The sequence below is a fragment of the Ciceribacter lividus genome (assembly GCF_003337715.1).
Taxonomy (GTDB): Bacteria; Pseudomonadota; Alphaproteobacteria; order Rhizobiales; family Rhizobiaceae; genus Allorhizobium; species Allorhizobium lividum.
Genome location: NZ_QPIX01000004.1, coordinates 115151 through 131128 on the forward strand (window position 1 = coordinate 115151; position 15978 = coordinate 131128).

5 protein-coding genes are annotated in these 15978 nt (G+C 61.4%); 2 read left to right on the forward strand and 3 right to left on the reverse strand.

Annotated features, from left to right (window positions below; translation table 11 throughout):
• Window positions 1-31: 31 nt before the first annotated feature.
• Together DFR48_RS08935 and DFR48_RS08940 are read right to left on the reverse strand one after the other, a co-directional pair.
• Window positions 32-799 (reverse strand): SDR family oxidoreductase, encoded by a 768-nt coding sequence (locus DFR48_RS08935; RefSeq protein ID WP_114362814.1) that lies wholly within the window; start codon window positions 797-799, stop codon window positions 32-34.
• A gap of 61 nt (window positions 800-860) precedes the next feature.
• Window positions 861-2600 (reverse strand): glucan ABC transporter ATP-binding protein/ permease, encoded by a 1740-nt coding sequence (locus tag DFR48_RS08940; RefSeq protein ID WP_114362815.1) that lies wholly within the window; start codon window positions 2598-2600, stop codon window positions 861-863.
• Window positions 2601-2931: 331 nt separating this feature from the next.
• On the opposite strand from DFR48_RS08940, the gene DFR48_RS08945 reads away from it, so the two are divergent.
• Complete coding sequence (locus tag DFR48_RS08945; RefSeq protein WP_114362816.1) at window positions 2932-3672, forward strand: LuxR family transcriptional regulator; 741 nt, start codon at window positions 2932-2934, stop codon at window positions 3670-3672.
• A gap of 111 nt (window positions 3673-3783) precedes the next feature.
• Window positions 3784-7245 carry a pyruvate carboxylase gene (gene pyc, locus DFR48_RS08950; protein WP_114362817.1) on the forward strand — a complete coding sequence of 1154 codons (3462 nt, stop codon included), beginning with the start codon at window positions 3784-3786 and terminating at the stop codon, window positions 7243-7245.
• Window positions 7246-7340: 95 nt separating this feature from the next.
• On the opposite strand, the gene DFR48_RS08955 is transcribed toward pyc, so the two are convergent.
• Window positions 7341-15842 carry a glycoside hydrolase family 94 protein gene (locus tag DFR48_RS08955; protein ID WP_114362818.1) on the reverse strand — a complete coding sequence of 2834 codons (8502 nt, stop codon included), beginning with the start codon at window positions 15840-15842 and terminating at the stop codon, window positions 7341-7343.
• Window positions 15843-15978 lie beyond the last annotated feature (136 nt).

Here is a 15978-nt window from a genome sequence, read left to right on the forward strand (position 1 = left end):
CGTCGGCGGGGCACAGTATCCTTAGCCGGCGTCAGATGACGGCGCTCATGCCACCGTCCACGTAGATGATCTGGCCGTTGACGTAATCGGACGCGGAGGAGGCGAGAAAGATCGCCGTGCCGACGAGTTCCTCAGGCTTGCCCCAGCGTCGCGACGGAGTCCGCGCCTTCACCCATGCGTCGAATTGCGGATTGGAGGTCAGGGCCCGGTTCATGTCGGTCAGCATGTAGCCGGGGCCGATTGCGTTGGCCTGGATGCCGTGCTCCGCCCATTCGGCGGTCATCGCCTGGGTCAGCATCTTGATGCCGCCCTTCGCGGCTGTATAGGGCGCTATGGTCGGCCGTGCGAGACCGCTCATCAGCGAGCCGATGTTGATGACCTTGCCGCGCCCGCGTGGAATCATGCGTTTGGCTGCCTCGCGCCCGACGATGAAGGCACTTGTGAGATTGGTGTCGATGACGGAGCGCCACTCGTCGAGCGACAGCTCGACCATCGGCTTGCGAAGCTGGATGCCGGCATTGTTCACAAGGATGTCGACCTCCAGCCCCTCGGCGTCCAGCGTGGCGAAGGCCCCGACCACCGATTCCTCGTTTGTCACGTCGAAGGCGGCAGTTCTGACGGAAAGGCCGTCGGCTCTCAGGCTGGCGGCGCTTTCCTCCAGGCGTGCCGTGTTGGTCCCATTGATCACGAGGGTTGCGCCGGCATGGCCGAGCGCCCGGGCGATGGCATAACCAAGGCCGCGCGAGGAGCCGGTGACAAGTGCCGTCCGGCCGGTGAGATCAAAAGAATAACTCTGCAAGTCGTTCTCCCTGGAAACTTGCTGTTCCGGCGAGGCGGCAGCCACCGCTTTCCGGCGTATTTCAGACGTTCTTCTCTTCAGTCAGCAGGCCACTGGTTTTCAGCAGTGCGGCAAAGCGGCCGCCGCCGGCGCTCAACTCGTCGTAGCCGCCCTTTTCGACGATCCGGCCGTGGTCGAGGAAGAGCACGATGTCGGCTTCGCGAACCGTTGAAAGCCTGTGCGCGATGATGAAGGTCGTCCTGTCCTTGCGCAACCGGTCAATGGCCGCCTTGACGCGTGCTTCGGTCTCGACGTCGAGTGCACTCGTTGCTTCATCAAGCACGAGAATCGGTGCATTCTTGAGGATCGCCCGCGCGATCGCGATGCGCTGACGCTCACCGCCCGACAGGCGGTTGCCGCGCTCGCCGACTTGTGTGGTGTAGCCCGCCAGGCGGCTGTCGATAAATTCGGCCGCCGCTGCGGCCTCCGCCGCCTTCATGACGTCCTCGTCGGTGGCATCCTCACGCCCGATTCGAATGTTCTCGCTGATCGAGCGATTGAGCAGGCCCGCGTCCTGAAAGACAGTCGCAATCGTATGGCGCAGAGACTTGCGGGTGACGGTAGAAATATCAACTCCGTCGATAAAGATCTTCCCGGCCTGTGGCTCGTGCACGCGCTGAAGAAGGTTGATCAGAGTCGTCTTTCCGGCGCCCGTCGGCCCGACGATCGCGATCGTCTGGCCGGCCTTCACCTTGAAGGAAACGTCATGGACGCCCTGTGTGGTGTTGGCGAAGTCGAAAGACACGTTGCGGAACTCGACGTCGCCCCGAACATCGGCAAGTTCGCCGGCACCCGCGGGTTCTTCGCGCTCCTGGACCGAGTCTTCGAGCTGGTAAAAATCTTCCAGCTTCGCTCGGGCTTCAAAGATTTGCGTCGCGAAGGCGCGCATCTGATCCAGGCGTCCGATCAGAAGACCCGCGAAACCGGTGAAGGCGATGATATCGCCGACCTTCAGTTCGCCCGCTTGAACGAGAATCGTCCCGACGACCAGGATGAGCAGCATGGAGATCGTCGATGCAATGCGGTTCAGGGCGCTGGCAATTGCCCACCAATCGAGGACCGGGTATTGGGCGGCCAGCAGTTGTTCGGCGTATTGCTTCAGCGCCCGTGTTTCAGCTTCGATACGGTTGTAGCTGTGTACCACCGAGACATTGCTGATCGAGTCGCTCACATGTGAGAAGACGGTGTGATAGTGCCTCTCGACCGAGGCTTGGCCCTCTTTCGTGCGGTTCATCACCGTCTTGCCGATGATCATGTAAAGCACCCCGAGCACCACCAGCACGATCGTGAGGCGGAAGTCCATCGAGAGCGCCGTCGGAAGCAGAAGCGCCAGCGCAACGGCCGTTGCGAGGTGTGTGCGCATGAACTCGAGCCAGAGCCCGAACAGGGTCTCGCTCGCGCGGAGCAGGGTGTGGAGCACGTTGGAGGTTCCGCGCTGATGGTGCCAGTTGAGCGGCATCGAGATGATACGCCCAAAGGCTTCCGTGAGAAGGTCGGCGCGGCGACCATGCGCCAGACGGTCAGCCTCACGGGCAACCAACACATACGCGATGGTGTTGAATACGCCGAAACATCCCCACAGTATGAGAATACTGCTGGCATTTCGCTTTTCCGAGATCGCGTCCACGATTCGTCCGAAAAGCACCGGCTCCACGATCGTTATGACGGCCAAGATGATGTTGGCGACGACGACCAGCGCGACCTTCATCCGATAGGTTGCGAGATATCGCAGCGCTTTTATATAGACTTGAAGCAAGGACAATGGTGTTCTCTCAGTTCGTGCGCGTAGCCGTATGCCGTTAGTTCGCGCCTTCCGACGAGGGACAAATCGTTGCAGCCCTTCGTCGAACGGGGGAGCGTCCGTGTGTTCCAGCTTAACCGGACCTGTCGGGCGTAATTTCGGCAATAGCGACTATAAGTCAGCGGTTTTCCGCTAGCTAGTTTTCGATTGCATGGCAAGATTTTGCATGTCGTAATTAAGGGTGTCCTAACCGATTCTGGTAGTCTAGCTTCACCGCACGATACAAGAGCTCGTGGAAATATCCGAAGGCATTCCCCACGATGGGTGCCGCGGCGCGTCAGAGGGGATAAAGATGAGCATAAACCGGATCGTTCAGTTCCTGGTCGTGGCTGACGAATGCAAGAATGCCGAGGATCTGACGGCGGAGCTGGAAAAGCTGCTGAATCACTATCAGTTCGACTATTACGGTATCGTCCGCCAGCCGAAACCAAACGAGAACCCGATGAAACTGGTGCTGGCAGGCCGCTGGCCCGAGCGGTGGCCGGAGACTTACATCGCAAAGAAGTACGTCCTCATCGATCCGACCGTTCGCTACCTCGGCCAGGCGCAACGCGGCTTTCGGTGGCGCGACACGATATCGGTCTTTCGCGGTGACCCCCATCGCAAGCGCATGGAGCGGATGATGGCCGACTCCCTGCGTTTCGGTCTGGAAGACGGCTATATCTTTCCGATCCATGGTCGCAACGGCCTTCTCGGCAACATGACCGTCGGCGGGAAACCCGTAGAGCTTTCGCCGGTCGAGATGACGCTCTTCGAAGCCGTTGCAAGGAAGGCCTTCTGGCGGCTGATGGAGTTGCGGCGCCAGTCGGGCGAACTCGAGTCCGTCAGCAAGGTCGAAACGCGCATGACGCGTCGCGAAATGGAGGTCCTGAACTATCTGGCCGATGGTCTTACGTCGAACGACATCAGCCGGATTCTCAAGATTTCGAACCATACGGTGGATTGGTATATGAATGGGATCCAGGACAAGTTGAATGCGAAGAACCGTCAGCACGTCGTGGCGCTCGCGTTCCGCCTCGGGCTGATAACCTGAGGCGCCATATTTTTCTCCCAGTCGGTCGGACAAATTGAACTTCCTGTGACAACAGGATAAGGAGATTTCGCGGTGCAGCATGCCCGTGGCCGATCGACTGAGGAGACCGATTTGACCATTTCCAAGATTCTTGTTGCCAACCGATCCGAGATCGCCATCCGCGTTTTCCGTGCGGCGAACGAACTGGGACTGAAAACAGTCGCGATCTGGGCCGAGGAAGACAAGCTTTCCCTGCACCGTTTCAAGGCGGACGAGAGTTACCAGGTCGGGCGCGGTCCGCATCTTGCCCGTGATCTCGGTCCCATCGAGAGTTACCTCTCCATCGACGAAATCATCCGGGTCGCCAAGCTTTCTGGGGCCGACGCGATCCATCCGGGCTATGGCCTGCTTTCGGAAAGCCCGGAATTCGTCGACGCCTGTAACGCTGCCGGCATTACGTTCATCGGGCCAAAGGCCGAGACCATGCGCCAGCTCGGCAACAAGGTTGCCGCGCGCAATCTTGCAATCAGCGTCGGCGTGCCGGTGGTGCCGGCAACTGAGCCGCTGCCCGACGACATGACAGAGGTCGCGCGCATGGCCGAGGAGATCGGCTATCCGGTGATGTTGAAGGCGTCCTGGGGCGGCGGCGGACGCGGGATGCGGGCAATCCGTGATCCCAAGGACCTGGCGCGGGAAGTCATCGAAGCGAAGCGCGAGGCGAAGGCAGCCTTCGGCAAGGACGAGGTTTACCTCGAGAAGCTGGTCGAACATGCGCGCCACGTCGAAAGCCAGATTCTCGGCGATACGCACGGCAATGCCGTACACCTTTACGAGCGTGATTGCTCCATCCAGCGCCGCAACCAGAAGGTCGTCGAGCGCGCTCCGGCACCTTATCTGACCGCAGCGCAACGCCAGGAGCTCGCCGAATATTCGCTGAAGATCGCCCGTGCGACCAACTACATCGGTGCCGGCACCGTCGAGTACCTGATGGACGCCGATACCGGCAAATTCTACTTCATCGAGGTCAATCCGCGCATCCAGGTCGAGCACACGGTGACGGAGGCGGTGACCGGCATCGACATCGTCAAGGCGCAGATCCATATCCTCGAAGGGCATGCGATCGGCACGCCCGAATCCGGCGTTCCGAAACAGGAAGATATCCGCCTCAACGGCCATGCGCTGCAGTGCCGTATCACCACCGAAGATCCGGAGCAGAATTTCATCCCGGATTACGGCCGTATCACCGCCTATCGCGGCGCAACCGGCTTCGGTATCCGTCTGGATGGCGGCACCGCTTATTCCGGGGCTGTCATCACACGCTACTACGACCCGCTTCTGGAAAAGGTGACCGCCTGGGCGCCGACGCCGGAAGAGGCTATCCGGCGGATGGACCGGGCGCTACGCGAACTCCGCATTCGCGGCGTGGCGACGAACCTCACCTTTCTCGAAGCGATCATCGGCCATCCGAAATTCCGCGACAACAGCTATACGACGCGCTTCATCGACTCGACGCCTGAGCTTTTCGCACAGGTGAAGCGCCAGGACCGCGCAACCAAGCTGCTTACCTATCTCGCTGACGTTACGGTAAATGGTCATCCGGAAGTGAAAGGACGTCCGCGCCCCCCCGAGGATGCCGCGGATCCGGTCGTTCCGTTCATTGAAGGGGAGGTTCCGGCCGGCACGAAGCAGTTGCTCGACAGACTGGGCCCGGCGAAATTTGCCGCATGGATGCGCGACCAGAAGCGTGTCCTCGTGACGGACACGACGATGCGCGACGGCCACCAGTCGCTGCTGGCGACCCGCATCCGTACTTTCGACATCGCTCGTGTGGCCGGTACGTACGCTCGTGCGTTGCCGAACCTCCTTTCGCTGGAATGCTGGGGCGGCGCGACCTTCGACGTCTCGATGCGTTTTCTTACCGAAGACCCGTGGGAGCGTCTGGCGCTCATCCGTGAAGGCGCCCCGAACCTGCTGCTGCAGATGCTGCTGCGTGGCGCCAACGGCGTCGGCTACAAGAATTACTCCGACAACGTCGTCAAGTACTTCGTCCGCCAGGCCGCTGCCGGTGGCATCGATCTTTTCCGCGTCTTTGACTGCCTGAACTGGGTGGACAACATGCGGGTGGCGATGGATGCCGTCGCCGAGGAGAACAAGCTCTGCGAGGCCGCGATCTGCTACACCGGCGATATCCTGAACGAGGCGCGCGCGAAGTACGACCTGAAGTACTATACGGCGCTTGCAGCAGAGCTCGAAAAGGCAGGCGCTCACATTATCGCCGTCAAGGATATGGCGGGCCTCCTGAAGCCGGCTGCCGCAAAGATCCTCTTCAAGGCTTTGCGCGAGGCGACGAGTCTGCCCATCCATTTCCATACCCACGACACATCGGGGATTTCGGCCGCGACGGTTCTTGCGGCCGTGGACGCGGGGGTCGACGCCGTGGACGCGGCGATGGATGCGCTTTCCGGCAACACCTCGCAGCCTTGCCTCGGTTCGATCGTCGAGGCCCTGCGCGGATCGGAGAGAGATCCCGAACTCGATCCCTACTGGATCCGCCGCATATCGTTCTACTGGGAGGCCGTCCGCAATCAGTACGCCGCCTTCGAGAGCGATCTCAAGGGGCCAGCCTCGGAAGTCTATCTACACGAAATGCCGGGCGGGCAGTTCACCAACCTCAAAGAACAAGCCCGCTCGCTCGGCCTCGAGACACGGTGGCATGAGGTTGCTCAGGCCTATGCCGACGCCAACCAGATGTTCGGCGATATCGTCAAGGTGACACCATCCTCCAAGGTGGTCGGCGACATGGCGCTGATGATGGTCAGCCAGGACCTCACGGTTGAAGACGTCGTCAATCCGGAGAAGGATGTTTCTTTCCCCGAGTCGGTCGTATCGATGCTGAGGGGGGATCTCGGGCAGCCGCCGCTCGGCTGGCCTGAAGGTCTACAGAAGAAGGTTCTCAAAGGAGACAAACCCTACACTGTGCGGCCGGGTTCGCTGCTCGCGGAAACGGACATCGAAGCCGAACGTGCCGCGATCGAGGAAAAGCTCGAACGCAAGGTCTCCGACTTCGAACTCGCATCCTACCTGATGTATCCGAAGGTCTTTACGGACTACGCGTTCGCCGCCGAGACGTATGGTCCGGTTTCCGTCATCCCGACACCGAACTACTTCTATGGCCTGCCAGCCGGCGAGGAACTCTTTGTCGATCTGGAGAAGGGAAAGACACTGGTCATCGTCAACCAGGCGATGGGGGCGGTGAACGACAAGGGGATGGTCACCGTCTTCTTCGAGTTGAACGGGCAGCCGCGCCGCATCAAGGTGCCGGACCGTGCTCACGGAGCCGCAGCCGGCGCTGTTCGCCGCAAGGCGGAGGCGGGTAATCCGGCACATATCGGAGCGCCGATGCCGGGGGTTGTCTCAACGGTTGCCGTTTCGTCTGGCCAAACGGTCAAGGCAGGCGACGTTCTGCTCTCGATCGAAGCCATGAAGATGGAGACTGCAATCCATGCCGATCGCGATGGTGTCATCGCGGAAGTGCTGGTGAAGACCGGCGACCAGATCGACGCCAAGGACTTGTTGGTCGTCTTCGAAGGTTGAGGACGCCTTAGACCGAAAGTAAAGAGCCCCGGAAAGCAATTGCTCTCCGGGGCTCTTTCGTCTGCGCGTCTCGACGGCGGTGCGGCGCCGAACGGCTATTTGGACTTTGCGAGTGCGAAGCCGCGTTCGAGGTCCGTGAGCTTCTTGCCGTTGACGGTCACTTCGTAGTTTCCTCCGTCAGATTGCTTCACTGCGACGCCGTATACACGGTCGGAGATAGTGAGCGTGGCCTCGAAACCCTTCCACTCGGGCGGCAGGCAAGGACGGACGAAGAGTGTGTCGCCCCTTTTCGTAACGCCGAGGATGCTCTCGACCGCGAAGCGATAGAGCCAGCCTGCCGAGCCCGTATACCAGGTCCAGCCGCCTCGTCCGAGATAGGCGTTGTCGCCGTAGATGTCCGCCGCGACGACGTACGGTTCGACGCGGTAGCGTTCCGCCGCGTCCATGTCGAGCGCGTGCTTCAACGGATTGAGCATGTTGAAGCAACGCCAGGCATCGGCATCGCGGCCGAGTTTCGCCAGCGCCATGCCGAGCCAGATGGCGGCATGGGTGTATTGGCCACCGTTCTCACGGACGCCGGGCGGATAGGCCTTGATATAGCCCGGGTCCGCTGCGCTCTTCTCGAAGGGAGGGGTAAAGAGCCTGACGATGCCTGCCTCCTCATCGACCAGCTTGGAAACTGCAGCTTCGATCGCGGTGGTCGCACGCTCCGGCGCAGCCTGGCGCGAAAGAACACTCCAAGACTGGGCGATCGAGTCTATGCGGCATTCTTCCGATTGGGCCGACCCCAGAGGGGTGCCGTCATCGAAATAGCCACGACGGTAGTATTCGCCATCCCAACCGGCGCTCTCAAGAGCGGAGCCGAGTTCTGTGAGATGCGCCGTCCACCGGGCGATGCGGGCGCTGTCGGCGCGCTCCTCTGCGTAGGCAAGGAATGATTTCAGCGTTCCTGCAAGGAACCACCCGAGCCAGACGCTTTCGCCCTGTCCCTTGTGTCCGACGCGGTTCATACCGTCGTTCCAGTCGCCGTCGAGAATCAGCGGCAAGCCGTGAACGCCTGTGCGTGCGATCGCGAGGTCGAGAGCACGGGCGGCATGTTCATAAAGGCTAAAGCGGTCTTCAGTCGATTGCGGCAAGAAGAACGAATCAGCTTCGCCTTCCGGCAACGCGGGTCCTTCGAGGAACGAAATCGGCTCATCCAAAATCGCCTTTTCACCGGTTGCGGTGACGTAGTTGTCGACGGCATGTGCCAGCCAGACGACATCGTCGGAGATGCGGGTACGAACCCCGGCACCGGTCTGAGGCAGCCACCAATGCTGCACGTCGCCTTCGACGAACTGTCGGGAGGCCGCGTACAGAATCTGCCGGCGTGCCAGTCTCGGATCGACGGTGAGGAACGCCAGCGTATCCTGCAACTGATCACGGAAGCCATAGGCACCACTCGCCTGGTAGAAACCGGCTCGGGCCAGCAGACGGCAGCTCAGGGCCTGGTAGGGCAGCCAGGCGTTGACCAGATAGTCGAACGACTTGTCGCCCGTATTCACCTGCAGTCTGCCGGTAAAGTCATGCCAGAATGCCTGCTGCGTATCCAGGATGCGTACGACGCTCTCTTTGCGGACCTCCGCGATCACCTTGCTTGCCTCCGCCGCGGTGGCACAGTCGCCGAGGAAGAAGCAGAGTTCCTTTGTTGCGCCGGCGGGCACTTCGATATCGAGGGCGAGTGCGGCACACGGATCGCCTTCGGTTTCGATCGAGTTCAGCAGTTTTGATTGCCGTGCAACGGCTTGCGGCAGTTCGATCGAGCCGTTCCGGCCAATGAATTCGCGGCGGCTGGCCGTGTAGCTTCCGGCCGGGTCGCTTGCCGCCAGAAACGCCGTACGGCCGGGATAGTTGATGTCGTAACGGTTTGTCGCGAAGAGAGCGCCCGTGTCCTCATCGAACGAGGCCAATATGAACGGCGCCGTCTTCTGAGCGTTGTTGCCCAGAACCCATTCGGCATAGCCATAGACCCTGAATGTGCGGGCAACCTTACCGGTATTGCGGATCACCATCCGCGACAGCTTTATTGGTCGGGTGCGATCGACGGTCTGGGTCAGTTCGAGCTCCAGTCCGTCATGCCGGCTCTTGAAGACGCTGTAGCCGAGGCCGTGCCGGGTTTCGTAACGGCTCGTCTCGTCGAGGTTGAGCGTACTGGTCGGCGAGAACATCCTGCCGCTCGTCAGGTCGCAGACGTAGAAAGCCTCGCCCGGCCTGTTAGTAACTGGATCGTTGCGCCACGGTGTCAACTGGTAGTCGCGGGAGTTCTGGCTCCAGGTGAAACCGGCGCCCTCGGCCGACACATGGAAGCCGAACTGTTCGTTGGCGATCACGTTGATCCACGGGTGAGGCGTTGTTCCGTTGGAGCCGAGACGCACCACGTACTCGGCGCCGTCCTTGTCGAAGCCGCCGAAACCGTTCCAGAACTGTAGACCGCTCTGCTCATTCGGCAGAAGTCCATGATCCTTGCGCGGCTGCGCCGGCGGCAACCCGACCCAGTCGGGCTCAGCGCCTTCGGGCAGTCGCGGCGTCGCGAACAGCGAAACCGCACGATTCACCTGGTCGACGATCTTGCCGTTTCGGGCATGGAGGACGACCCGGGCCGCCGCCAGCAGGGCCTGGGTGGTCCCTTCCTCCATCAGGTCGTTGCGCACCGTGAACACGTGCTGCCGACCGCCATCCGCCTGGCGGTAGCGCAAGTTTTCGGCAAGCCGTTCCAATGCGTGTTGCATGTCCTGCGCATAGGAGGTTGCCCGTTCGTTGATGACCGCCAGATCGGCGACGACGCCACGGCGACGCAGGAATTCGAGCGCGCTGAGCGCTTCGCGTGCGATCTCCATGTCCATGTCGTCGTTGATCCGCAGCGCGAAGATCGGGAAGTCTCCCGAAATCGCCAAAGGCCACAGCGCGGGCTGCGACGCGAGCCCAGTTCTGACGGTTTCTGGGTCTGCGCGCAGGTGATTGTCCGGGTAGACCAGATAGCGACCGAGATGCTGGAACGCGGCGGCTTGTTGCGAGGTGATGCCTATGTGGCGCAACTCGATCTGGGCACGCGTCCAGGCGTGCACCAACTCGTGGCTGAAAGCGTCGGGGTGACGGTAGCGCTCGATCGCCCGGTCCACCTCTGGTCGGCTCGGTGCCGCGATGGTCCAGAAGATCACGCTGACCTTCTTGCCGGACGGCACGCGCACGACCCGGCGCAAGCTGAGAACCGGATCGAGGGTGTAGCCTTCCGTTCCCGAGAGCGTCGCCCCCGGATCGAAGGCTGCGGCATTGGCAAGGCTGCGGCCACGACCAAGGAACTTGCGCCGGTCCGTCTCGAATTCTGTCGGGCGGCCGGGGCCAGCATTGTCGACCACGAGGTGAGCGACGCAGATGTCCGGATCGGAGGGGCTGCGCTTGTTGCGCTCTGCACGGATGACATCACGGCGTCGGCCGAACTCGGTCTTGATGAACATCCGCGAGAATGCCGTGTGGGCATTGTCCGCGTCTTCATAGGCAAGGACGGGTTCGAGGTAGGAGGTCACCTCGATGAACCTGTCCTCGGGTCCGGTGTTGAGGAGCGTGACACGACGACCTTCGGCGTCGTGTTCGGTCGCCACGATGCATTCGACGGAACTCGAGATGTCTCCGACGGTCTTGAAGAACTCCGCCTTGTCGTCCCCGAAGATCGTCTTGGTCTTCTCGTCTTCGGCGCGCCGGGGCGTCGCCGTGGTCGACCACCACTCGCCGCTTCCCATGTCGCGCAAGAAGATGAAGGTGCCCCAGCGATCCTCGGTCGGATCTGCCTTCCAGCGCGAAACGGCCTGACCGTTCCAGCGCGAGAAACCGGAGCCGGTCGCCGTGAGCATGACCGAGTAGTGTCCGTTCGACAGGAAGGCCAGTTCGCGATCCTTCGTCGCGGGATCCACGATCGTGCGAATCTCCGGCCGCAGGAGATCGGCCTGACCCTTTCCGGGTGTCTGGGGTTCGTATTTCGCACTCATGACAGGGATTTCGCGAGGGGCCTTCTCCTGCAGCAGGAGTTCCGCCGCTTCGATCACCGGGTCGGAATGGAAGAGCTCGCGCAGGTGCCCGTTGAAGGCCACATTGGCGATGGCCGCGATCGACATGCCGTGATGGTGGGCATAGTAGTTGTAGATGACCGCGCAGGTCTTTCCTTCGGGCACGCGGGTCGGCGTGAAGTCCACCGCATCGTGGAAGCCGTAGGCACCCAGTGCACCGAGCTTGCGCAACCGCTCGAGGTTCTCCAGAGCAGCTTTCGGGAAGTACTGGCTGGCCAGGATCGACGCGTAGGGCGCAATGACCGCGTTCTGGCCGAGGCCGCGCTTCAGCCCGAGGGTCGGGACCCCGAAATTGGTATATTGATAAGTCAATTCGTGGTCGCGGGCATTGAAGGCGGCTTCCGAAATACCCCAAGGAATGTTGAGACGCTTCCCGTGGTTCATCTGCTCCCGGACGACGAGATTGTTCGTCTGGTTGAGGATACCACCTTGCCGCTCCTGCATCACGAGCGGCGGCATCAGGTACTCGAACATCGAGCCCGACCAGGAAATCAGGGCGGCACGGGCGCCGATCGGCACGACCTGGCGGCCGAGACGGTACCAGTGCTCAGTCGGGAGATCTCCCTTGGCTATGGCAAAAAGACTTGTCAGGCGGGCCTCCGAGGCCAGCAGATCATAGCAGGCTTCGTCCAGCTCACGGCTGTCGACCCGATAACCGATTGATAGAAGGCGACGTTCGGGACGGAACAGGAAGCCGAAGTCCATCGAGAAGGCGATGTCACGGGCGCGGTCGCGCAAGGTCGCAAGCCGCCGACGGAGCGGTTCGATATTGGAAAGGTCGAACGTGCTGTCGGAGATGTGCGCCTCGCAGACCCTGACCAGTGCTTCCGTCCAGCGGGTAACCTCGCTGCTCTGTTCGGAACGCACCTCGTGGTGGAGGTTCGAGGCTAGCTTCTGGATGTCGCGCGCGAGTACCGCCAGATTGATGACCCGGATGGATGCGAATTCGTGCTCGCGCTTGACGGCGGCAAGTGCGTTGTTGAAGCCGTTGATACGCTCTTCGAGCCGGCGGCGCAGCGGGCGCACGGTCTTGCGATCATCCGGCAGTTCGGCAAGCGCTTCCAGAAGGATGCCGCCGACATCGCCAATGCCGTCGAGATTGCCTTGCAGGTGGGCCGATGGTGCCTCGGCCCATTCCCGGCAGGCGGACGAAACGGCGATGAGATGGCCGGCCAGATTGCCGCTGTCGACGGCCGAAATATAACGCGGACCGAGTGTCTTCAGCGTGTCGGTGTAGTACCAGTTGTAGAGGTGGCCGCGGAATTTCTCCATTTTCTCGACGGTCGCGATCGTCTGCTCCAGCCGCTCGATCGTCTGTTCGAAACTGATCCAGCCGAAATTGCGAGCCGAGACGACCGAGAGCAGATAGACGCCGATATTCGTCGGCGAGGTGCGGCGGGCGAGGACCGGCTCCGGCGTTTCCTGGAAGTTGTCGGGTGGCAGATAGTTGTCATCGGCCGTTACGAACGCTTCGTAGTAGCGCCAGGTCCGGCGAGCGATCTTGCGTAGCTCGACCGTCACCTCTTCAGGCACGAACAGGCGATCCTCGGTCTCAGCCGATTGACTGACATACCAGGCGACAACCGGCGACAGGAGCCAGAAGGTGGCAAACGGCAGGCCGATCAGGAAGCCGTAATTGCCGGACAACGAGGCAAGGCCGATTGCCGCGAGCGCGAGCGCCGGCGCGTGACGCATCGAACGGTAGTAGGTTAGTATATTGCCCTGAGCGACCGACTGGATGCTGCCGGCGGTGCGCCATTCGAGCAGGAGCTTGCGGCTGACGAAGAGGCGATAGAGAGAGCGGACGATCGCATCACCCATCATCCATGCCGCATCGGTGATGAAGACAATGCGGAGGGCAACTTGCGCATTGGCGGACCGGACCTCCGACCATAGCGACTGGAAGTGGGCCTTGGGCACGATATCGGTCTGGCGCGGAACAAGGCCGGAAAGCAGCGAAAGTGTCGGCGCGACGAAGATGCAGAAGATCAGCAGGAGCTGCCAGATCGCCGCCCCGACCGGGGTCATGGCGTACCAGCCGATCGCCGATGCCAGGAACCAGGCCATCGGGGTCAGAGAGCGGCGAAGGTTGTCGATCATCTTCCAGCGCCCGAGAGCGGTGATGCCGCGTGACGGATCGAAGATATAGGGGAGGAGTTGCCAGTCGCCGCGCGCCCAACGGTGCTGGCGGGAAATCTCGACTTCGTATCGGGTCGGGAAGTCCTCGACGAATTCGACGTCCGTAACCAGAGCACACCGTGCCATCGACCCTTCGAGCAGATCGTGGCTGAGAACCGTATTCTCGTCGATTCGGCCCTTCAAGGCCCGCTCGAAGGCGTCGACATGATAGAGACCCTTGCCCGTGAAAGTGCCCTCGCCAGTGATGTCCTGATAGACGTCAGATACTGTGAAGACGTAAGGGTCGACGCCACGATTGATCGAGAAAACGCGCTGGAAGACCGAAGCGTCTTCGCCGGTGGTCAGCGACGGCGTCACGCGGGGTTGCAGCACGCCGTAGCCGCTGACGACCCGGCCCGTTTCCGGATCGTGGACCGGCCGATTGATCGGATGGTGCATCTTGCCGACGAGCTTGGTCACTGCGTCGCGCATGAGACGGGTATCCGCATCGAGCGTCATGACATACTGGACGCCTTCCGGCACGATGTTGGCGCCGGGCAGGTAGGTCGTGTCGCGGTCGCCGCGCAGCAGGAGATTGAGCTCGTGCAGCTTGCCGCGCTTTCGTTCCCAGCCCATCCAGACGCCCTCGGCCGGGTTGAAGAGCCGGCGCCGGTGAAGGAGATAGAAACGCGTCTTGCCGTCGTGAGCGTAGCGGGCGCTGAGAGTCGCAACTTCGCGCTTTGCATATTCGAGGATTTCGAGATCTGCGGGCGTCTCTTCGACTGGGCTGTCGCGCCAGTCGCTAAGCAGGGCGAAGGATATCTCGCCACGCGGGTTCGTGAGGTAGTGCACCTCAAGATTGCGAATGAGCTCATCGACATCGTCACGCTTCGCGATGAGGCACGGCACCACGACCAGCGTGCGCGCATCCTCCGGGATGCCTTCCTTGAATTCGTAGCCGGTAAGGCGGGCCGGCTTGACGACAAAGGTGACCAGCGTGTTGAAAAGGCCGGTCGCGCCTTCGGAGGCCGGCAATGACAGCATCAGAAGCAAAACGAGGATCAGCGGCGACGAAAGCCCGGCGTCGGCGAGGAACCAGCCAACCGCTGCCAGCACCGCGATGGTGATCGCGATCACGGGAATAGCGATCGCCATCCAGTTCATGCGGCGCACGAGATTGGCGACGCGCAGGTGCAGCGGCGGACGATAGCCGATAGCCTGTTCGAGGCGCTTGCGCTGCGATCCCACCAGTAAGCCGCCGACATTGGATTGTGCATCGACGCTTGCGGGATCGCGGGCGGCTTCGGCCGCCATGTCGATTGCGAGTTGCGCGATCTCGATCTCGGTCTTTTCGGAACGGCGGGCGAGGCGCTCGATGGTGTTGCGGTAGGCGTTGCGCGAGCCGAAATCAAGTTCGTGGTAGTCGGTGTGCTGGCCGAGGATCTTGTCGACCTGCGAAACCTGCTCGACCCAGACGGACCACTCCTTGTCGTCGATTTCACGAAGGCTCTTGACGATATTGCCGGTGGTGACGTTGCCGGACGATAGGCGGTTATGCTCTGCCGTCATCGCCTCGTCGGCGGTGCGGCCGGAGCGTTCCAGACGTTCCTCCAGCCAATTGACTGCGAAGCTCGTGTCCTGCGAGCCGTTCCGCATGCGGTAGAGGAACTGGGTCGCGAAGGTATTGTCCTCTGCCAGCGGTTCGATGCGGCTGAAGAGCTCCTTGCAGGCGGCGGGGTCGTTGAGGCGGATTACTTCGTCCGCGATTTCGTTTGCCTTTCGCCGCATCCGGCGCGAGCGGTCGACGCGGGTCGAAATCCGTCGCAGGTTTTCGATCAGGACGAACCGGACGATCGACGGCAGAGCCCACAGTTCGCCGATCTCAAGCGTCTGCGACGACTGAAAGCCCTCGACCAACGCGGTCATGCTTTCCTGGGACACGGTGCTATGGGTGTGGGCGACATAGAGCCAGGCGAGCGCCATGGTACGGGGGATTTTGTGTTCCCCGATCTTCATTGTCGGTAGCTGTCGATAGAACCGACGCGGGAAGTCCCGGCGGACCTCCTGGATAGCCTCTTCGATGATATAGTGGTTGTCGAGCAACCATTCGGGCGCAGGCGTGATCGTCGCGCCGTTTTCGACGTCGGCGGCGGTTGCCCGGTAGACCCGCAGGATCTCTCGTTCGTTCTCCTTGTGGCGCGCGAAGAAGTCGAAGGCGAAGAGTGCCGGCAGCTCGTTGGCACCGTCGCGAGCCAGTGCTGCTGCGCTTTCGCAAAGTTCTTCGTTCGAGAAGTAGGCAGCGCGGATCGAATCGTTGTGATCGATCTGTTTTGTCTCGAATTCGCGCGACGAGGTGAGCGACGTCATGGGTAGGGACATATTCTCGAGTTCTGTCAGAAAGATGATTGCCGGACTGTCCTGACCTGCCTCTATCCCCGGCGTGTCAACACGACGGCCTTGCTCATGTTCCGATGCCGAACTTCAAGCCGCTGGCGAATGACGCTGGTGAAAGAAA

Excerpts from the sequence above, each read along its gene's own strand:
- DFR48_RS08945 (WP_114362816.1), top strand. The coding sequence starts at position 2,932 with ATGAGCATAAACCGGATCGTTCAGTTCCTGGTCGTGGCTGACGAATGC.
- DFR48_RS08955 (WP_114362818.1), bottom strand. The coding sequence starts at position 15,842 with ATGTCCCTACCCATGACGTCGCTCACCTCGTCGCGCGAATTCGAGACA.